The organism is Streptomyces sp. C10-9-1 (genome assembly GCF_024497955.1).
Lineage (GTDB): Bacteria > Actinomycetota > Actinomycetes > Streptomycetales > Streptomycetaceae > Streptomyces > Streptomyces sanyensis.
Genome location: NZ_JANHKP010000003.1, coordinates 67,552 through 85,410 on the forward strand (window position 1 = coordinate 67,552; position 17,859 = coordinate 85,410).

Consider the following 17,859-nt stretch of genomic DNA (forward strand, 5'->3'; position numbering starts at 1 on the left):
GCGCGCGGTGGACCGATCCGGCCGGCCGCGGCGGAACAACCCCCCCTGTTCCGATGCGGCCGGCCTCTTCGCGTTCTCCGCGGCTTCGTTCGGCGTACCTGGCGGCCCTGTGCGGTGTGCTCTTCGCCCTGGTCACCTGGCAGGTGGCGGCAGAGGGGCCGCTGCGCGCGGCGGACGAGCGGCTGGGCCGCGCCCTGTTCCGGACGGCGCCGGACGCCGTCACCCAGCCGCTGGCGGATCTCGGTGCGATGGCCGTCGCGCCGCCCGTCCTCGGACTGGCGGCCGCGTGGGTCGTCTGGCGCCACCGTCGATGGCGGCATGCGGCATGGGCGCTGGCGGCGATGGCCGCCGTCCCGGCAGTGGTCGCTCCGCTGAAGGCGCTGATCGCCCGGCCCGGCCCCCTGGAGCCGGGCACGGGCTGGTATCCCTCCGGGCACACGGCGACGGCCATGGTGGCCTATCTGGGCGCCGCGCTGCTGCTGCACCCGCACACGAGGCGCCGCTGGCCCCTGCCCGTCGCCGCGGGACTCGCCCTGGCGACGGGCATCGGCCTCGTCCTGCGCGGCTACCACTGGCCACTGGACGTGCTCGGGAGCTGGTGCCTGTTCGGCGCGGTCCTGGTGATGCTGGACCGCGCCCTCGGCGGTCCGCTCAGCTCCAGGGGTAGGCGTCGAAGTTCCGCGAGAACTCCCGGTTGTTGAAGCGGTCCCAGTTGATGGACCAGGTCATCAGCCCGCGAAGGGCCGGCCAGGTGCCGTGGGTGCGGTAGCTTCCGCAGCCGGTGCCCCGGGTGAGGCAGTCGAGCGCCTTGTTCACCTCGGCCGGAGTGGTGTACCCGTTGCCGGCCTGCGTCGAGGCGGGCAGCCCGATGGCTACCTGCTCGGGCCTCAGGGCGGGGAACACCCTGCTCTGGTCGCCCGCGACGGGGAAGCCCGCGAGGAGCATGTCGGTCATGGCTATGTGGAAGTCCGCACCGCCCATCGAGTGGTACTGGCCGTCCAGGCCCATGATGGGACCGGAGTTGTAGTCCTGGACGTGGAGCAGGGTCAGGTCGTCCCGCAGTGCGTGGATGACGGGGAGGTAGGCGCCGGCGCGCGGGTCCTGCCCGCCCCAGGGTCCGGAGCCGTAGAACTGGTGGCCGAGCTGGACGAAGAAGGTCTCCGGGGCCATGGTGAGGACGAAGTCCGCTCCGTAGCGGGCCTTGAGCGTCTTGAGCGCGGAGATCAGGTTGACGATGACCGGCGAGGTCGGGTTGCGGAAGTCGGTGTCCCCGGTGTCCAGGGACAGCGAGTGGCCCTCGAAGTCGATGTCGAGGCCGTCGAGGCCGTACTCGTCAATGATCTCCGAGACGGAGGAGACGAAGGCGTCCCGGGCGGCGGCGTCGGCGAGGCGGACCTGCCCGTTGGCGCCGCCGATGGAGATCAGCACCTTCTTGCCCGCGGCCTGCTTGGCCTTGATAGCCGCCTTGAACTCGGCCGGGGACTCCACGTTCGGGCACTCGGACGCAGGGCAGAGGCTGAAGCGGATGTCCCCGGAGGTGGCGGTGGTCGGTTCACCGAAGGCGAGGTTGACGACGTCCCAGGAATCGGGGACGTCGGCCATGCGCACGTAGCCCGAGCCGTTGGCGAAGCTGGCGTGCAGGTAGCCGACGAGGGCGTGGGCGGGCAGTTCGCCCCCGCCGCCGGCCGCGGCCGTGGTCGCGGTGACGGCTCCGGACTGCGGCGACTCCCCGGCCTCGTTGAAGGCGGAGACGCGGAAGCTGTAGCTCGTCTCGGGTGTGAGCCCGGTGGCGGTGGCCGAGGTCCCGCCGACCGTGGCGATCCGCTCGGTGCCCCGGTAGAGGTGGTAGCCCACGGCGCCGGACGAGGGGCTCCAGCCGAGCGGCACCGAGGTGGCACCGGGGGTGCCCGCGGTGAGCGACGTGGGCGCCGCGGGGACGGTCACCGGGTCGCCGCCCGGGCCGAGGACGGAGACGTCGTCCGCGTGGTAGGCGGGGGTGCCGTACCAGCCGTGGAGGTAGACGGTGACCCGGGTGGTCGAGGGGCCGGTGCGGAAGGTGGTGGCCAGCCGCTGCCAGGTGGGGGCCGAGCCCGTCCAGGTGGAGACGTCCGTGGTGCCCGTCCCGGAGGCCCCCAGGTAGACGTAGGAACCCTGCACCCAGGCGCTGAGGCTGTAGGCGGAGTCGGGCTTGACCGCCACGGTCTGGGAGCACCGGGCGTTGTCGCTGCCCGCCGGGGCGGCCTTGAGCGCGGAACTCCCGCCGTGGACGGGCGAGGAGACGGCGGAGCCGCTCCCGGCGGTGCAGTTCCAGCCGGTCAGCCCGGCCTCGAAGCCTCCGTTGCGGGCGAGTTCGGTGTCGGCCGCGGCCGCCGGGGAGGCGACGGCCACGAGTGCCGATGCGGCGAGGGCGGCGGCCGCCAGGGCGGCGCCGAGTCTGGTGCGGTGCACAACTGCCTCCGGGCATGGGGGATGGAGAGGTGCGGACGCGCGGGATAGAGGGAGCGCGCACAACATGGTCCAGACCAATGAGGTTGTCAAGACCTCTGGCACCGGACGGCGTTCACCGGACCGCTCCCTCCGGGCCCCTCCCGGCCCGCCTGCGCGCCTCCGCGACCCCCGCCGCGGCCTCGTGCAGGGCCAGTTCGAGCAGGGCGGGGTCGTTCAGCGCCCCAGAGCCGTCGGGGGCCACCAGCCAGCGCACCCTGCCGGTGGCTCGCCCCGGGTACGGCACCGCGATCCAGGTGCCGTACCCGGCCGTGCGCACCCCTGATCCCAGCCAGTGATCGGCCGTGCCCGGCGGGACGAAGAAGCCCGTGCGCTCCTCGCCGGAATCCGCGAGCACCGGGCCGGGCCGGGCCACCAGCCGGGTGAGGACGTCCAGTGCGGGATAGCCCAGCTCACCGGGGAGGATGAGGACGTCCCAGCGCCTGCCCGCCGGCAGCAGCGCGATCCCCAGGGCGCTGCGCTCCCAGGCCCACCGGCAGGCGTCGGGATCCGGTGCCGCGCCGGCCAGCCACTCCACCGCGCTCTTCGCCCCCGTGTCCATGGTGTCTCTCCCTCTGTCGGTACGTGCCGTCACCTGTACAGAGAGCGGAAGGGACCGTTCATGACGCGGATTCGGCTCACTCGTAGGGGTGAACCTGGATTCCTCCGGGCGCGCCCGGCACCGGGCGCGGGCAGGCCGCCGCCCCGCCCCCGTCCGGGCCGGAGGGGGGCGGGGTCCGGCCCGGGGCACCGCCCGGGCCCGGGCGGCCGGGTCAGCTGTCGAAACCGAGTCCCAGGCGGTCCATCGCCCGCAGCCAGAGGTTGCGCCGCCCGCCGTTGGCGTCGGCCCGGGCCATCGACCACTTGGTGATGCCGATGCCCGCCCAGGCCACGGGCTCGGGCGGGAAGGGCAGCGGCTTGGAGCGGACCATCGCCAGCCGGGTGCGCTCGGTGTCCGCGCCGTCGAGGAGGTCGAGCATCACCTCGGCGCCGAAACGGGTCGCACCGACCCCGAGCCCGGTGTACCCGGCGGCGTAGGCGACCCGCCCGGCGTGGGCCGTGCCGAAGAACGCGGAGAAGCGCGAGCAGGTGTCGATCGCCCCGCCCCAGGCGTGGGAGAACCGCACCCCCTCCAGCTGCGGGAAGCACCGGAAGAAGTTCCGGGCGAGGGTCAGGTACGTCTCGGGGCGGTGGTCCCGCTCGGCGCTGAGGCGGCCGCCGAACGGGTAGATCGCGTCGTAGCCGCCCCACAGGATGCGGTGGTCGGCGGTGAGGCGGAAGTAGTGGAACCGGTTGGCGCTGTCGCCCAGCCCCTGCCGCCGCTTCCAGCCGACGGAGTCGAGCTGCTCCGTGCTCAGCGGCTCGGTCATCAGCGCGTAGTCGTAGACGGGCACGGTGTAGGGGCGGACGCGGCGCACCAGGGAGGGGAAGACGTTGGTGCCGAGCGCGACCGTGCGCGCGAGGACGCGGCCGTAGGGGGTGCGGACGGCCATCCCCGCACCGTGGCGGACGAGGTCGAGGCCCGGGGTGTTCTCGTAGACGCGGACGCCGAGGTCGCGGCAGGCCCGCTTGAGCCCCCAGGCGAGGCGGGCCGGGTTCAGCATGGCCACGCCGTCGCGGTCCCACAGCCCGCCGAGGAACGTCGGCGAGTCCACCTCGGCGCGCACGGCGTCCCGGTCGAGGAGCTCCCGGCCGGAGAAGCCCAGACGGGTCGCCTCCTCGTGGACCTCGTGGAGTTCGCGGAGCTGGTGGGGCTCGGTGGCGACGTCGATCTCACCGGTGCGCTCGAAGTCGCAGTCGATGCCGTGGCGGGCGACGGCCTCCCCGATGGCGTCGAGGTTGCGCGCGCCCAGCTCCTCCAGCAGCGGCATCTCCTCGGGCCAGCGGGCGAGACCGTTGCCGAGGCCGTGGGTGAGGGAGGCCGCACAGAACCCCCCGTTGCGGCCGGAGGCGGCCCAGCCCGCCTCCCGGCCCTCGATGAGCACGACGTCCCGGCCGGGATCGCGCTCCTTGGCGAGCAGTGCGGTCCACAGGCCGCTGTAGCCGCCCCCCACCACGAGCAGGTCGCACTGCTCGGTGCCGGTGAGCGCCGGCAGCGCGGCCGGCCTGCCGGGGTCGTCCAGCCAGAAGGCGACGGGCTGGGCGTCGGAGAGCGACGAGGCAAAGGTCATGGCTGCTGGGGCCATGGTTTCCACTCCTTCGTCGGCCGCGGGTGCGGCCTACTTGGGCAGGGCGGACTTCTGCCGCCGGTTGCTGATCGCCTGTCCGGCCACCACGACCAGGACGGCGATCACGAACATGGCCGTGCCGATGACGTTGATCTGCACCGGGGTGCCGCGCTGCGCCGAGCCCCAGACGAACATCGGGAAGGTGACCGTGGAGCCGGAGTTGAAGTTGGTGATGATGAAGTCGTCGAAGGACAGGGCGAAGGCGAGCATGGCGCCCGCGGCGATGCCGGGCGCGGCGATCGGGAGGGTGACCCGCCAGAAGGTCTGGAAGGGGCCTGCGTACAGGTCGCGCGCCGCCTCCTCCAGTCTCGGGTCCATGGACATCACCCGCGCCTTGACGGCGACCACCACGAAGCTGAGGCAGAACATGGTGTGGGCGATGAGGATCGTCCAGAAGCCCAGCTGCACCCCCAGGTTGAGGAAGAGGGTGAGCAGCGAGGCCGCCATGACGACCTCGGGCATCGCCATCGGCAGGAAGATCAGGGAGTTGATCGTGCCGCGGGCGCGGAAGCGGTACCGGACCAGGGCGAAGGCGATCATCGCGCCGAGCACGGTGGCGCCGATCGTCGCCCACAGGGCGATCTGGAGCGAGAGGGCGAGCGAGCCGCACATGTCGGCGACGCCGCAGGGGTCGGTCCAGGCGTCGGTCGAGAACTCCTGCCAGGAGTAGTTGAAGCGTCCGGCCGGCTTGTTGAACGAGAACACCAGCACGACGATGTTCGGGACGATCAGGTAGCCGAGGGTGAGCAGACCGGCCAGGACCACGAGGTTGCGCTTGAGCCAACGCATCAGACCAGGTCCTCCGTTCCGGCGCGGCGGATGTAGACGGTGACCGAGACGAGCACGGCCGCCATGAGGATGAACGACAGGGCGGCGGCCGTCGGGTAGTCCAGCACCCGCAGGAACTGGGACTGGATGACGTTGCCGATCATGCGGGTGTCGGTGGAGCCGAGCAGTTCGGCGTTGACGTAGTCGCCGCTGGCGGGGATGAAGGTCAGCAGCGTCCCGGAGACCACACCCGGCATGGAGAGCGGGAAGGTCACCTTGCGGAAGACGGTCGCGGGGCTCGCGTAGAGGTCGCCCGCCGCCTCGTGGAGCCGGGGGTCGATCCGCTCCAGCGAGGTGTAGAGCGGAAGGATCATGAACGGCAGGAAGTTGTAGGTCAGACCGGTGACCACCGCCAGCGGGGTGGCCAGCACCCGCTCCCCGGAGGTGAGCCCGAGCCAGGAGGTGACGTCGAGGACGTGGAGGGCGTTCAGGAGGTCCACCACGGGCCCGGCGTCGGCGAGGATCGTCTTCCAGGCGAGTGTGCGGATCAGGAAGCTGGTGAAGAAGGGGGCGATCACCAGGACCAGCAGCAGGTTGCGCCAGCGGCCGGCCTTGAAGGCGATCAGGTAGGCCAGCGGGTAGCCGAGCAGCAGGCACAGGGCCGTGGCCGTTCCCGCGTAGAGCAGCGAGCGCAGGAACTGGGGCCAGTACTCGGCGAGCGCCTCCCAGTAGGTGGCGAAGTGCCAGGTGACCTCGTAGCCCTCCTCCAGGGAACCGGTCTGCACCGAGGTGGACGCCTGGTAGAGCAGCGGCAGCGCGAAGAACACCAGCAGCCACAGGATGCCCGGGAGCAGCAGCAGGTAGGGCACGAGCCGGCGGCGTGAGGGGATCCTGCGCACGACGGGTGCCGGAGGTGAGGGGGGCGCGGGTGGCGCGTCGGTGAGGGTCACGGCGTCTCCTCCACGGACTCCACTCCGGCCGCGATGTCCTGGGCGGCGTCCAGGCCGAAGGTGTGCTCGGGGCTCCAGTGCAGGACGACCTCGGCTCCCGGGACCAGCCCGGCGCGGTGCTCCACGTTCTGGACGTAGACCTCCAGGGCCTTGCCCGCCGGGCTCTCCACCACGTACTGGGTGGAGACGCCGATGAAGGACGAGGCGGCTATGCGGCCGGTGACGGTGTTGCGTCCGGGTGCCACGGAGTCGGCCTCCGCCGCGGGGGTGAGGGCGATCTTCTCCGGGCGGACGCCGACGAGGAGCCTGCTGCCCGTGCGGACGCCCTCGGGGCACCTGTCCGCGGGCAGCCGGAGCTTGCCGCCGCCCGCGGTGACGACCACCTCTCCGCTCCCGGTGTCGACGGCCTCGGCCTCGATCAGGTTGGAGGAGCCGAGGAAGTTGGCGACGAAGGTGGTGCGCGGGCGCTCGTACAGCTCCGCGGGGGCGCCGAGCTGCTCGACCCGGCCGCCGTTCATGACCGCGACCGTGTCGGCCATGGTCATGGCCTCCTCCTGGTCGTGGGTGACGTGGACGAAGGTGATGCCGACCTCGGTCTGGATGCGCTTGAGCTCCAGCTGCATCTGGCGGCGCAGCTTGAGGTCGAGGGCGCCGAGCGGCTCGTCGAGCAGCAGGACCTGCGGGTGGTTGATCAGGGCGCGGGCCACGGCCACGCGCTGCTGCTGCCCACCGGAGAGCTGGTGCGGCTTGCGGTGGGCGAAGTCGCCGAGCTGGACGAGGTCCAGCATCTCGGCGACCTGCTTCTTCACCGAGGCGACGCCGCGGCGGCGCAGGCCGAAGGCGATGTTCTCGTGGATGTCGAGGTGCGGGAAGAGCGCGTAGCTCTGGAAGACGGTGTTGACCGGCCGCTTGTGCGGCGGCAGCGCGGTCACGTCCCGCTCGCCGAGCGAGACGGTCCCGGTGGTGGGGTCCTCCAGGCCCGCGATCATGCGCAGGGTGGTGGTCTTGCCGCAGCCGGAGGCTCCGAGCAGGGCGAAGAAGGAGCCCTGCGGCACGGTCAGGTCCAGCGGGTGGACGGCGGTGAAGGAGCCGTAGGTCTTGCTGATCCCGGCGAGGCGGACGTCCCCGCCCGCGGTGGTGTCTGTCATGGGTCGCGTCCCAGGTGTGTCGGTCCGATGGCGGGCGGGTCAGGCTCCGATGAGCCCGGCGAACTTCTCCTCGTACGCCGTCTCCTCCTCGCTGCTGAGCGAGCGGAAGGAGTGGGACTTGGCCGCCATGGCCTCGTCCGGGAGGATCAGCGGGTTGCTCGCCAGCTCCGGGTCGATCCTGGCGAGCTCGGGGCCCACGCCGGCGACCGGGGTGACGTAGTTGATGTAGGCGGCGAGCTGCGCCGCGACGGGCAGCTCGTAGTAGTAGTCGATCAGGCGGGTGGCGTTGGCCTTGTGCCGCGCCTGGGCGGGGACGAGCAGGTTGTCGGTGGCGGTCATGTAGCCCGCCTCGGGGACGGTGTAGCGGATGTCGGGGTTGTCCACCTGGAGCTGGATCAGGTCGCCGGCCCAGGCGATGCAGGCCGCGATGTCGCCCTTGTCGAGGTCCGAGGTGTAGTCGTTGCCGGTGAACCGGCGGATCTGCTTGCGGTCCACGGCCTTCTGCAGCCGGGCGAGCGCCGCGTCGTAGTCCGCGTCGGTGACCTTGCCCGGGTCCTTGCCCATGTCGAGCAGGGTCAGGCCGACGGTGTCGCGCATCTCGGTGAGCAGGCTCACCCGGCCGCTGAGCCGGGGGTCGTCGAGGAGCTGCGAGACGGACGTGACGCGGCGGCCGCCGGTGGCCTTGATGTTGTAGGCGATGACGGCGGGGATACCGGTCCACGGGTAGCTGTAGGCCCGGCCCGGGTCCCAGTCGGGGCTGCGGAACTGCGGAGCCAGGTTGGCGTAGGCGTTCGGGAGCAGCGAGGGGTCGAGCTTCTGCGCCCAGCCGAGCCGGATCATGCGGGCGGCCAGCCAGTCGGTGACGTTGACCAGGTCCCGGCCGGTGTCCTGCCCGGCGGCGAGCTGCGGCTGGATCTTGCCGAAGAACTCGACGTTGTCGTTGATGTCCTCGGTGTACTTCACGGCGATGCCGGTGCGCCTGGTGAACTCGGCCAGCGTCGGCCGCGTCTTGCCGTCGTCGCTGATGTCCATGTACTCGGTCCAGTTGGAAAAGGACAGGCGCTTCTCCTGGTCCGAGCGGTCGTCCGACTCGGCCGCCCCGGGCTCCCTTCTGGCGGGCGGGATGCCGCACGCGCTCAGCAGGCCGGCACCGCCGGCGGTGAGCGCGCCGGCGCCCGTCGCGCGCAGCAGTGAGCGGCGGGAGAGGGCGCCCCGGCCGTTCGTGAGGCTGCGCCGCATCGCGGCGATCTGGGCCGCCGAGAGGCGTTCGGGCTGGTACTGCTCCATGGCGCTTGCCCTTTCGGGTGGGTCGGCCGCCCGCCGCGGGCTGGTCCCTCGCGGCGACGGCCGGTGCTTCGTTACGGTCGGTCCCCGAAGACGGTGCGGTGCCAGTCCTTCCTGGCCACCGCGGTGTTGTCGTACATCACGTGCTTGACCTGCGTGTACTCCTCGAAGGAGTACGCCGACATGTCCTTGCCGTAGCCCGAGGCCTTGTAGCCGCCGTGCGGCATCTCGCTGATGATCGGAATGTGGTCGTTGACCCACACGCAGCCCGCCTGGATCTCGCGGGTGGCACGGCCCGCGCGGTAGACGTCGCGGCTCCAGGCGGAGGCCGCGAGGCCGTAGGGGGTGTCGTTGGCGAGGGCGATGCCCTCGTCGTCGCCGTCGAAGGGGAGGACCACCAGCACCGGGCCGAAGATCTCGGAGCGGACGGCCTCGCTGTCCTGCGCGGCGCCGGTGATCAGCGTGGGGCGGTAGTAGGCGCCGCGGGCGAGTGCGCCGCCGGGGGCCTCGCCGCCGGTGACCACGGTGGCGTAGCCGCGGGCGCGCTCCACGAAGCCGGCCACCCGCCCGCGGTGCGCGTGGGAGACCAGCGGGCCGAGGTCGGTGGCGGGGTCGAGCGGATCGCCCAGGCGCACGGTGGCCATCAGGTCGGCGACGGCGGCCACGAAGGCCTCGTACAGGGGGCGCTGCACATAGGCGCGGGTGGCGGCGGTGCAGTCCTGGCCGGAGTTGATCAGCGCGCCGGCCACGGCTCCGTGGGCCGCGGCCTCCAGGTCGGCGTCGTCGAAGACCAGGAAGGGGGCCTTGCCTCCCAGTTCCAGGTGGAGGCGTTTGACGCCGGCGGTCGCCAGCTCGGCGACGCGCCGGCCCACGGCGGTGGACCCGGTGAAGGAGGTCATGGCGATGCCGGGGTGGCCGACGAGGTGTTCTCCCGCGTCCCGGCCTGCGCCGCCGACGATGTTGACGACACCGTCCGGGATGCCCGCCGCGGAGGCGGCCTCCGCGAAGAGGAGCGAGGTCAGGGGGGTGATCTCGGCGGGTTTGAGGACGATGGTGTTTCCTGCGGCGACGGCCGGGAGGATCTTCCAGGCGGCCATCTGGAGCGGGTAGTTCCAGGGGGCGATCGACCCGACGACGCCGATCGGCTCCCTGCGCACGTAGGACGTGTGGTCGGGGCTGTACTCGCCGGCCGCCTGGCCCTGGAGGTGGCGTGCGGCGCCGGCGAAGAAGGCCGTGTTGTCCACGGTGCCCGGGACGTCGAACTCGCGGCTGAGCCTGATCGGCTTGCCGCACTGGAGGGTCTCGGTGTGCGCGAGCTCCTCGGCGCGGTCCGCGAGGACGGCGGCGAGGCGGTGCAGGGCGTCCGAGCGCTCGCCCGGGCTCGCCCCGGCCCACTCCGGCAGGGCGGTGCGCGCCGCGCGGACGGCCGCGTCGACGTCGGCGGTGCCCGCGAGGTCGTAGCGGTACAGCGTCTCGCCCGTGGCGGGGTCGACGACGTCCTGTGTCCGCCCGGAGGTGCCGGGGCGCAGCCGTCCGGCGATGTACTGCGCACCGGCGGCGAAGCGGTCCTGCACCCGGTCGGGATTGCCCATGACGCTCTCCGTTGTTCCAGCTCGATGTGAGTGCCGATCCTGGCAGAGGGTGACCCATGCAACAAGGGATTCCGTTGTTGCCTTTTGATTACGCGACGGAATCGGTCGACCAGTTGTCGATTCCGCGACCGGATCCCCGTACGCAGTGTCCGTGGCGGCTGCCAGACTCCCGTGCATGGGGAAGGACGAGTTGATCAGGCGTGCCGCCGCGGGACAGCGAATCAAGTACCTGCCGTTCTGGGGCCATGCGCCACGCCGGGACGGCACCCTCGGGCCGGGTTGCCTGAGCCAGTGGTGGCCGTCGCCCTTCGAGGTCGCCGGGGTGCGCTACGCCACCGCCGAGCACTGGATGATGGCCGCCAAGGCCCGGCTCTTCGAGGACGCCGAGGGCGAGCGGGCGGTGCTGGCGGCGGCCCACCCGGCCGCGGCGAAGAAGGCCGGCAGGAGGGTCCGCGGCTTCGACGAGGCGGTGTGGCGGCGGGCGCGTTCGCGCATCGTGCGCGAAGGCAGCGTGCACAAGTTCGGGCAGGACGCCGGGCTGCGGGGATTCCTGCTGGGCACGGGGGAGCGCGTGCTGGTCGAGGCCAGTCCGGTGGACCGGATCTGGGGCATCGGCCTGGCGGCCGACGACGAGCGCTGCGAGGACCCGGCGCGGTGGCCCGGGCTCAATCTGCTGGGCTTCGCCCTGATGGAGGCCCGTGAGGAGCTGCGGCGCCGGTAGGGGGAAGCCGCCGGACCCCGCACCGCGGGGGCCCGGAACACGTGTGCGGGGCGGGACCCTCCGCCCGGAGGACCCCGCCCCGTACGCGGCGCGACGCCGGTTCAGCCGCGGTCGTCGACGACCAGCTGGTTCGAGTAGGGGCCGGAGTCCCAGCCGTCGGTGTCGCCGCTGTACCGCTCCTCGTTGATCGCGGTGGTGATGCCCCAGGCGACCAGGACGATCATGAGGACGCCGAGGACGATGCCCACGGCTCCGGTGATGATCCCCGCCAGCGCCATCCCGCCGTTGGTGGCCTCGCCGCGCTGGGCCCGCTTGCGGCCCAGGACGCCGAAGACCACCCCGAGGATGCCGAGGACGATGCTCACGACGCCGTACACGCAGAACAGCGGGATCGACACGATGCCGAGCACCATCGCGGTGATGCCCAGGCCGTTGGCGGGCTGCGGGGCCCAGACGCCGGCGGGCTGGGTGTAGGGCGCCGGATAGCCCGGGGCGCCCGTGCCCCCGTAGGGGTCGGCGGGCGCGCCGAAGCCGCCCTGGGCCGCCGCGGAGGGCGGCGGCGGGACGGTGCCGCCGCCGGGGTAGCCGTAGCCACCGGGGGCCGGCGGGGGCGCCGGCACCGACCCCGGCTCGCCCGCTCCCGGCATACCGGTGACGGTGGCCTGGTCGTGCACGCCCGAGGGCGGGGGCGTCGCCCCGGGCTTGTCCAGCGGCACCCGCCCGAGGGCCTCCGCCCCGGACGGCGGCGCCCAGGGGTCGTGCGGCTGCGGTGCGCCCGCGGGGTCCTGATTGTCAGACATTCCTCTCCCCCATTGGTGATCCGGCCATGCTACGGCCTCGGTCCGCGCGCACCCCGGCCGCCTACGATGATCCCCGGACACGCAGCGCCGCACGTCACACGGAGGTACCCCATGGCCGATCTGCACCCCTTCATCGCGGGACTGCCCAAGGCGGAGCTGCATGTCCACCATGTCGGGTCCGCCTCGCCCCGGATCGTCTCCGAGCTCGCCGCGCGCCACCCGGACTCCGCGGTTCCCCAGGACCCGCAGGCGCTGGCCGAGTACTTCACCTTCACCGACTTCGCCCACTTCATCGAGGTCTACCTCTCGGTCGTGGACCTGGTGCGCACCCCGGACGACGTGCGGCTGCTCACCTACGAGGTGGCCCGTGACATGGCCCGGCAGAACATCCGGTACGCCGAGCTGACCGTCACACCGTTCAGCTCCACGCGGCGCGGGATCGAGGAGAAGTCCTTCATGGCGGCCATCGAGGACGCCCGCACGGCGGCGGAGCAGGACCTCGGCGTCGTGCTGCGCTGGTGCTTCGACATCCCCGGCGAGGCGGGACTGGAGGCGGCCGAGGAGACCGCGCGCCTGGCGGTGGACCTCCGGCCCGAGGGGCTGGTCTCCTTCGGTCTCGGCGGCCCGGAGATCGGCGTCCCCCGCCCGCAGTTCAAGCCGTACTTCGACCGCGCCCGGGCGGCAGGACTGCACTCCGTGCCGCACGCCGGGGAGACCACCGGCCCGGAGACGGTGTGGGACGCCCTGAACGAGCTGGGCGCCGAGCGCATCGGGCACGGCACCAGCTCGGTGCGGGACGCCTCCCTGCTGGCCCACCTCGCGGAGCACCGCATCCCGCTGGAGGTGTGCCCCACGTCCAACATCGCCACCCGGGCGGTCGACGACCTCGAGCGGCACCCGATCCGCGAGATGGTCGCGGCGGGTGTGCTCGTGACGGTCAACAGCGACGACCCGCCCATGTTCGGCACCGACCTCAACTCCGAGTACGCGGTGGCCGCCGGGCTCCTCGGCCTCGACGAGCGGGGGGTGGCCGAGTTGGCGAAGAACGCGGTGGAGGCGTCCTTCCTCGACACCGAGGGCAAGGCGCGCATCGCCGCCGAGATCGACGCCTACACGACCGCCTGGCTCGCCCGGTGACCGCTGCGGCCCGGACCCCGCGGGTGCCCGGGGACGAGGAGCGGCAGGTCACCGTCGTCGGCCACCGCGGCGACCCCTACCGCTTCCGGGAGAACACCCTCCCGTCGCTCCAGGCGGCCTTCGAACGGGGCGCGGACCAGGTCGAGGTGGACGTACGGCTCACCCGGGACCGGGTACCGGTACTGCTGCACGACGCCACGCTGGAACGGCTGTGGGGCCATGAGCGGACCCTTGCCCGGCTGACCGCCGCCGAACTCCGTGAGCTGACGGGCGGCGGTGTGCCCACCCTGGCGGAGGCCCTGGAGGCGGCGGACGGGCGGCGGCTGCTGCTGGACCTGCCCGGCGAGGTCGACGGCCGAACCGCCCGGGCGGTGGTGGGCGCGGTACACGAGGCCGGGGCCGAGGGCGGCGTCGCCTACTGCGCGGGCACCTCCGCGATGCTGGCGGTCCGGGCGGCGGACCCCGAGGCGGAGATCTCGCTCACCTGGACGACCCTGGCCCCGCCCCGGCCCGTGGTGCTGGACGCGGTCCGTCCGCGGCTGCTCAACTACCGCTTCGGGCTGCTCGGCCCGGAGCTGGTGGAGCGGGTGCACGCCCGGGGGCTGCTGGTGTCGGCCTGGACGGCCGACACCCGGCGCTCGATGCGCCGGCTGGTGGGCTGCGGTGTGGACTCCGTCACCACGAACCGGCCGGACGTCCTGCGCGGGGTGCTCGACCGGGGGCGCCGGGGCTGAGCGACGTCGGGACGGGATCGGGACGGCGGGCACGCGTCCCGTCACCGGCCGTCGCCGATGCCGGAGTCGGCAACGGTCGGCACGCCCTGCTCCTCCCGTACGACCGGCAGGTACGTGCCCTGGGCGTCCGGACGTCGTGCAACCGCTCGACCGCGCCGCCGCTACCGCCTCACAGCCCCACCATCGTGTTCCACCGCCGCGCCAGCTCCCTGCGCTCGCGCGGGGTGATGTCCCGCGCGATCGCCAGCCGGGCGCGCATGGCCGCGTCCGGGAAGATCAGCGGGTCCTCGGCGAGCGCGGCGGTCTCCTCGTCGCCGGAGGAGGCCAGCACCTCGCGCGCGGCGGGTACCGGGCAGACGTAGTTGACCCAGGCGGCCAGTGCGGCGGCGGTCTCCGGGTCGTAGTAGTGGTCGACCAGGCGCTCGGCGTTGGCCTTGTGGCGGGCCCGGTTGGGGATCAGCAGGCTCTCTGACCACAGCTCGCCGCCCTCCTCGGGCACGACGAAGGCGATGTCCGGGTTGTCCGCCTGGAGTTGGATGACGTCGCCGGAGTACGCCTGGCAGGCGAGGACGTCGCCGGAGGCGAGGTCCTTGATGTAGTCGTTGCCCGTGAAGCGCCGGATGTGACGGCGGTCCACCAGCTCCTCGACGTGCTCGCACATCCGGTGGAAGTCGTCGGCGCGCCAGCGGGTGATGTCCACGCCGTCGCCCTGCATCAGCATCCCGAACGCCTCGTCGAGCCCGGACAGCAGGGTGACCCTGCCGCGCAGGTCGTCCGCCCACAGGTCGGCGGTGGCGCGGATCTCCCGGCCGAGTCGGCGGCGGTCGTAGGCGATGCCCGTGATGCCGCTCTGCCAGGGGACGCTGCTGCGCCGGCCCTCGTCGAAGGCCGGGTCCAGCAGCTGCGGGTCGAGGTGCCGCGCCACGTTGGGCTGCCGGGAGCGGTCCATCTCCTGCACCCAGCCGAGCCGGACGAAGCGGGCGGCCATCCAGTCGCTGACCACGACGAGGTCGCGGCCGGTCTCCTGGCGGTTGATCAGCGACGGGCCGATCTTGCCGAAGAACTCGTCGTTGTCGTTGATCTCCTCGCGGTAGCGGACGGAGATCCCGGTGCGGCGGGTGAAGGCGTCGAGGGTGGGGCGCCGGGAGGTCTCCTCGTCGACGTCGATGTAGAGCGGCCAGTTGGCGAAGTCCACGCGGGGCTCCGCCTCGGAGAGGTCGCTGCGGGCACGGTCCCCCGGCGCCACCCGGGCCGGCGGCACGCCGCAGGCGGACAGTGCGAGGCCGGCGCCTCCCGCGCCGAGGGCGCCGAGGAGGGTCCGGCGGGACAGGAGGTGCTTCCGGGTCGCCGTCACGCCCGCAGGATGGCGCCCGGCGGGCGCGGCGGGCAATGGACGCTGCGTCGACCTCTGCCCGCGCACGGCGGTCGAGGTGTCGATCTCCCTCTGCCCTCATGGACAAGTGTCCAGTATTGTTGGACACCTGTCCACGAAAGGGAGTCCCGTGACCCTCATCGCGCAGGTGCTCGTCGGCCTGGTCGCCGCACTGCACGCCTGGATCCTGGTGCTGGAGATGTTCCTGTGGGAGCGCCGCCCCGGCCGCTCGCTCTCCGGGTTCGACCCGGCCATGGCCCGCGCCACGGCACCGCTGGCCGCCAACCAGGGCCTGTACAACGGGTTCCTGGCCGCCGGGCTGGTGTGGGGCCTCGTCGCGGCCGACCCCACCGGCCACCGGGTGCAGGTGTTCTTCCTGACCTGCGTGGTGGTGGCCGGCGTCTACGGGAGCCTGACCGCCAACCGGCGCATCCTCTTCGCACAGGCGCTGCCCGGCGCGGTCGCCCTCGCCGCGGTGCTGGTGGCCCGGTGAGCGACGCACGGGCCGAGCGCACCCGCACCAGGCTGCGGGCGGCACTGCTCGGGGAGTGCGCCGAGCGGCCGCTGGCGGAGGTCAGCGTGGCCGCCGTCGTGCGCCGCGCGGGAGTCGGCCGCGCCACGTTCTACCTCCACTACCCGGACCTGGAGGCCCTCGCCGTCGACGCCTGCGCGCAGGTCGTGCGGGAGGCGGTCGACGCGCTGCACGCATGGCGCGGGACGCCCGACCCCGGGGCGCCGCCCGGTCCTCTCACGGAGTTCTTCCGCGAACTGCACCTGCAGGCTCCGCTGCACCGGGCGCTGCTCCGGGAGGGCGGCGGAGGGCCCCTCGGCGAGCTGCTCCACCGGGAGCTGCGGGCCCGCAGCCGGCGCGAGCGGGAACTGGCGGGCGCTCCCGCCCCCGAGGTGGTGGCCTCGGCGGTGGCGGCCGCCTTCACCGGGCTGCTGGCGGACTGGCTCCACGGGGACCCGGACCGGGGCCCCGAGGAGATGGCCCACCTCACCTGGCGCCTGCTGATCTCCCTGCACCGCACCCCCCTGCCCTGACGCACCCGCCCCGACCGCGAGCGGAACCCGCCGGGAGGACCGGCCGACGGCCCGAAGGGGCGGACCCGGGGTGCGCCGACCCCGGACCCGCCCCTTCGCGGCGGTCGCGCCTCAGGCGTCGAGCGAGGTCATCACGTGCTTGATGCGGGTGTAGTCCTCGAAGCCGTAGGCCGAGAGGTCCTTGCCGTAGCCGGACTTCTTGAAGCCTCCGTGCGGCATCTCCGCGACCAGCGGGATGTGGGTGTTGATCCACACGCACCCGAAGTCCAGGGCCTTGGACAGGCGCATCGCCCGCGCGTGGTCCTTGGTCCACACCGAGGAGGCCAGCGCGTAGTCCACGTCGTTCGCCCAGGTGACGGCCTGCGCCTCGTCGGTGAAGGACTGCACGGTGATCACGGGGCCGAAGACCTCGTTCTGGATGATCTCGTCGTCCTGCCTGAGGCCGGAGACCACCGTCGGGGCGTAGAAGTAGCCCTTGTCGCCGACCCGCCGGCCACCGGCCTCCACCTTGGCGTGCGCCGGGAGGCGGTCGATGAAGCCGGACACCTGGGCGAGCTGGTTGGCGTTGTTCAGCGGGCCGTACAGCACGTCCTCGTCGTCCGGGGCGCCGGTCCTCGTCTCGGACGCGGCCTTCGCGAGCGCCGAGACGAACTCGTCGTGGATCGACTCGTGGACCAGGACGCGGGTGGCGGCCGTGCAGTCCTGCCCGGCGTTGAAGAACCCGGCCACCGAGATGTCCTCGACGGCCTTGGCGATGTCGGTGTCCTCGAACACCACCACCGGGGCCTTGCCGCCGAGCTCCAGGTGCACGCGCTTGACGTCCTTGGCGGCCGAGGCGGCGACCTGCATGCCCGCGCGGACCGAACCGGTGATGGAGGCCATGGCGGGCGTCGGGTGCTCGACCATCATGCGGCCGGTGTCGCGGTCGCCGCACACCACGTTGAAGACGCCCTTGGGGGCGATGGCACCGATGATCTCGGCCATGAGGACCGTCGAGGCCGGAGTGGTGTCGGAGGGCTTGAGCACCACGGTGTTGCCGGCGGCCATGGCCGGGGCGAACTTCCACACCGCCATCATCATCGGGTAGTTCCACGGGGCGACCTGCGCGCACACGCCCACCGGCTCGCGGCGGACGATGGAGGTCAGCCCCTCCATGTACTCGCCCGCGGAGCGGCCTTCCAGCAGCCGTGCGGCGCCCGCGAAGAAGCGGATCTGGTCCACCATCGGCGGGATCTCCTCGGTGCGGGTGAGCCCGAGCGGCTTGCCGGTGTTCTCCGACTCGGCCTCGATCAGCTCCTCCGCCCGCTCCTCGAAGGCGTCCGCGATCTTCAGGAGCACCTTCTGGCGCTCTGCGGGCGTGGTGTCGCGCCAGGCGGGGAAGGCGGCTGCCGCAGCGTCCATGGCCGCGTCGACATCGGCCTGGCCGGACAGCGGGGAGGTCGCGTACGCCTCTCCGGTGACCGGGTTGACGACGTCGATGGTGCGGCCGTCGGCGGCGTCCTTGAACTCCCCGTTGATGTAGTTGCGCAGACGACGCAGCTCGGTGGTCACTGTTGCCACCCCTCCTGTCAGATGTCCGATGGGTGAGACACCACCA

At 72.7% G+C, this 17,859-nt stretch carries 17 protein-coding genes; 6 read left to right on the plus strand and 11 right to left on the minus strand.

Features of this window, described 5'->3' with window-relative positions; genetic code table 11:
- The first annotated feature begins 116 nt into the window (after positions 1-116).
- Positions 117-701 carry a phosphatase PAP2 family protein gene (locus NPS70_RS04840; RefSeq protein ID WP_308314981.1) on the plus strand — a complete coding sequence of 195 codons (585 nt, stop codon included), beginning with the start codon at positions 117-119 and terminating at the stop codon, positions 699-701.
- On the opposite strand, the gene NPS70_RS04845 is transcribed toward NPS70_RS04840, so the two are convergent.
- From NPS70_RS04845 to NPS70_RS04880, 8 genes are all read right to left on the minus strand, one after another.
- Positions 652-2,448, minus strand: coding sequence for a glycoside hydrolase family 18 protein (locus NPS70_RS04845; protein WP_256522757.1), 1,797 nt, complete (start codon positions 2,446-2,448; stop codon positions 652-654). The two genes, NPS70_RS04840 and NPS70_RS04845, sit on opposite strands and share 50 nt — an antisense overlap.
- A gap of 112 nt (positions 2,449-2,560) precedes the next feature.
- Complete coding sequence (locus NPS70_RS04850) at positions 2,561-3,046, minus strand: hypothetical protein (protein WP_256522758.1); 486 nt, start codon at positions 3,044-3,046, stop codon at positions 2,561-2,563.
- A gap of 211 nt (positions 3,047-3,257) precedes the next feature.
- On the minus strand, positions 3,258-4,670 hold the full coding sequence (locus NPS70_RS04855) for an FAD-binding oxidoreductase (RefSeq protein ID WP_256522759.1): 1,413 nt from the start codon (positions 4,668-4,670) through the stop codon (positions 3,258-3,260).
- Between the two features lie 33 nt (positions 4,671-4,703).
- Positions 4,704-5,501 (minus strand): ABC transporter permease, encoded by a 798-nt coding sequence (locus NPS70_RS04860; protein ID WP_256522760.1) that lies wholly within the window; start codon positions 5,499-5,501, stop codon positions 4,704-4,706.
- On the minus strand, positions 5,501-6,430 hold the full coding sequence (locus NPS70_RS04865; protein WP_256522761.1) for an ABC transporter permease: 930 nt from the start codon (positions 6,428-6,430) through the stop codon (positions 5,501-5,503). Before NPS70_RS04865 ends, NPS70_RS04860 begins: the two co-directional genes overlap by 1 nt.
- Positions 6,427-7,578 (minus strand): ABC transporter ATP-binding protein, encoded by a 1,152-nt coding sequence (locus NPS70_RS04870; protein ID WP_256522762.1) that lies wholly within the window; start codon positions 7,576-7,578, stop codon positions 6,427-6,429. Before NPS70_RS04870 ends, NPS70_RS04865 begins: the two co-directional genes overlap by 4 nt.
- A 39-nt stretch (positions 7,579-7,617) precedes the next feature.
- The gene (locus tag NPS70_RS04875) at positions 7,618-8,865 is read right to left on the minus strand and encodes a spermidine/putrescine ABC transporter substrate-binding protein (protein WP_256522763.1); all 1,248 of its coding nucleotides are present in this window, start codon (positions 8,863-8,865) and stop codon (positions 7,618-7,620) included.
- Between the two features lie 71 nt (positions 8,866-8,936).
- Positions 8,937-10,454 carry a gamma-aminobutyraldehyde dehydrogenase gene (locus NPS70_RS04880; RefSeq protein WP_256522764.1) on the minus strand — a complete coding sequence of 506 codons (1,518 nt, stop codon included), beginning with the start codon at positions 10,452-10,454 and terminating at the stop codon, positions 8,937-8,939.
- 175 nt (positions 10,455-10,629) lie between these two features.
- Here NPS70_RS04880 and NPS70_RS04885 point away from each other — a divergent pair, with 175 nt between their 5' ends.
- Positions 10,630-11,175, plus strand: coding sequence for an NADAR family protein (locus NPS70_RS04885; protein ID WP_256522765.1), 546 nt, complete (start codon positions 10,630-10,632; stop codon positions 11,173-11,175).
- A gap of 101 nt (positions 11,176-11,276) precedes the next feature.
- Here the strand turns inward: NPS70_RS04885 and NPS70_RS04890 are convergent, their stop codons facing one another.
- A complete protein-coding gene (locus NPS70_RS04890) occupies positions 11,277-11,975 on the minus strand; it encodes a DUF4190 domain-containing protein (protein WP_256522766.1) in 699 nt (232 codons plus the stop codon).
- Between the two features lie 111 nt (positions 11,976-12,086).
- Between NPS70_RS04890 and NPS70_RS04895 the strand changes: the two genes are divergently transcribed.
- On the plus strand, positions 12,087-13,112 hold the full coding sequence (locus NPS70_RS04895; RefSeq protein WP_256522767.1) for an adenosine deaminase: 1,026 nt from the start codon (positions 12,087-12,089) through the stop codon (positions 13,110-13,112).
- Entirely contained in the window at positions 13,109-13,846 is a 738-nt protein-coding gene (locus tag NPS70_RS04900) for a glycerophosphodiester phosphodiesterase (protein WP_256522768.1), read from the plus strand. Before NPS70_RS04895 ends, NPS70_RS04900 begins: the two co-directional genes overlap by 4 nt.
- A gap of 169 nt (positions 13,847-14,015) precedes the next feature.
- Here the strand turns inward: NPS70_RS04900 and NPS70_RS04905 are convergent, their stop codons facing one another.
- Positions 14,016-15,176 (minus strand): spermidine/putrescine ABC transporter substrate-binding protein, encoded by a 1,161-nt coding sequence (locus NPS70_RS04905; RefSeq protein ID WP_256523054.1) that lies wholly within the window; start codon positions 15,174-15,176, stop codon positions 14,016-14,018.
- A gap of 172 nt (positions 15,177-15,348) precedes the next feature.
- Here NPS70_RS04905 and NPS70_RS04910 point away from each other — a divergent pair, with 172 nt between their 5' ends.
- Positions 15,349-15,711, plus strand: coding sequence for a DUF1304 domain-containing protein (locus NPS70_RS04910; protein WP_256522769.1), 363 nt, complete (start codon positions 15,349-15,351; stop codon positions 15,709-15,711).
- Complete coding sequence (locus NPS70_RS04915; RefSeq protein WP_256522770.1) at positions 15,708-16,262, plus strand: TetR/AcrR family transcriptional regulator; 555 nt, start codon at positions 15,708-15,710, stop codon at positions 16,260-16,262. The genes NPS70_RS04910 and NPS70_RS04915 overlap by 4 nt, the downstream gene beginning before the upstream one ends.
- Positions 16,263-16,373: 111 nt before the next feature.
- On the opposite strand, the gene NPS70_RS04920 is transcribed toward NPS70_RS04915, so the two are convergent.
- A complete protein-coding gene (locus NPS70_RS04920) occupies positions 16,374-17,813 on the minus strand; it encodes a gamma-aminobutyraldehyde dehydrogenase (RefSeq protein ID WP_256523055.1) in 1,440 nt (479 codons plus the stop codon).
- Positions 17,814-17,859: the final 46 nt, after the last annotated feature.

Excerpts from the sequence above, each read along its gene's own strand:
- NPS70_RS04880 (WP_256522764.1), bottom strand. The coding sequence starts at position 10,454 with ATGGGCAATCCCGACCGGGTGCAGGACCGCTTCGCCGCCGGTGCGCAG.
- NPS70_RS04855 (WP_256522759.1), bottom strand. The coding sequence starts at position 4,670 with ATGGCCCCAGCAGCCATGACCTTTGCCTCGTCGCTCTCCGACGCCCAG.
- NPS70_RS04875 (WP_256522763.1), bottom strand. The coding sequence starts at position 8,865 with ATGGAGCAGTACCAGCCCGAACGCCTCTCGGCGGCCCAGATCGCCGCG.
- NPS70_RS04895 (WP_256522767.1), top strand. The coding sequence starts at position 12,087 with ATGGCCGATCTGCACCCCTTCATCGCGGGACTGCCCAAGGCGGAGCTG.
- NPS70_RS04850 (WP_256522758.1), bottom strand. The coding sequence starts at position 3,046 with ATGGACACGGGGGCGAAGAGCGCGGTGGAGTGGCTGGCCGGCGCGGCA.
- NPS70_RS04870 (WP_256522762.1), bottom strand. The coding sequence starts at position 7,578 with ATGACAGACACCACCGCGGGCGGGGACGTCCGCCTCGCCGGGATCAGC.
- NPS70_RS04890 (WP_256522766.1), bottom strand. The coding sequence starts at position 11,975 with ATGTCTGACAATCAGGACCCCGCGGGCGCACCGCAGCCGCACGACCCC.
- NPS70_RS04885 (WP_256522765.1), top strand. The coding sequence starts at position 10,630 with ATGGGGAAGGACGAGTTGATCAGGCGTGCCGCCGCGGGACAGCGAATC.
- NPS70_RS04860 (WP_256522760.1), bottom strand. The coding sequence starts at position 5,501 with ATGCGTTGGCTCAAGCGCAACCTCGTGGTCCTGGCCGGTCTGCTCACC.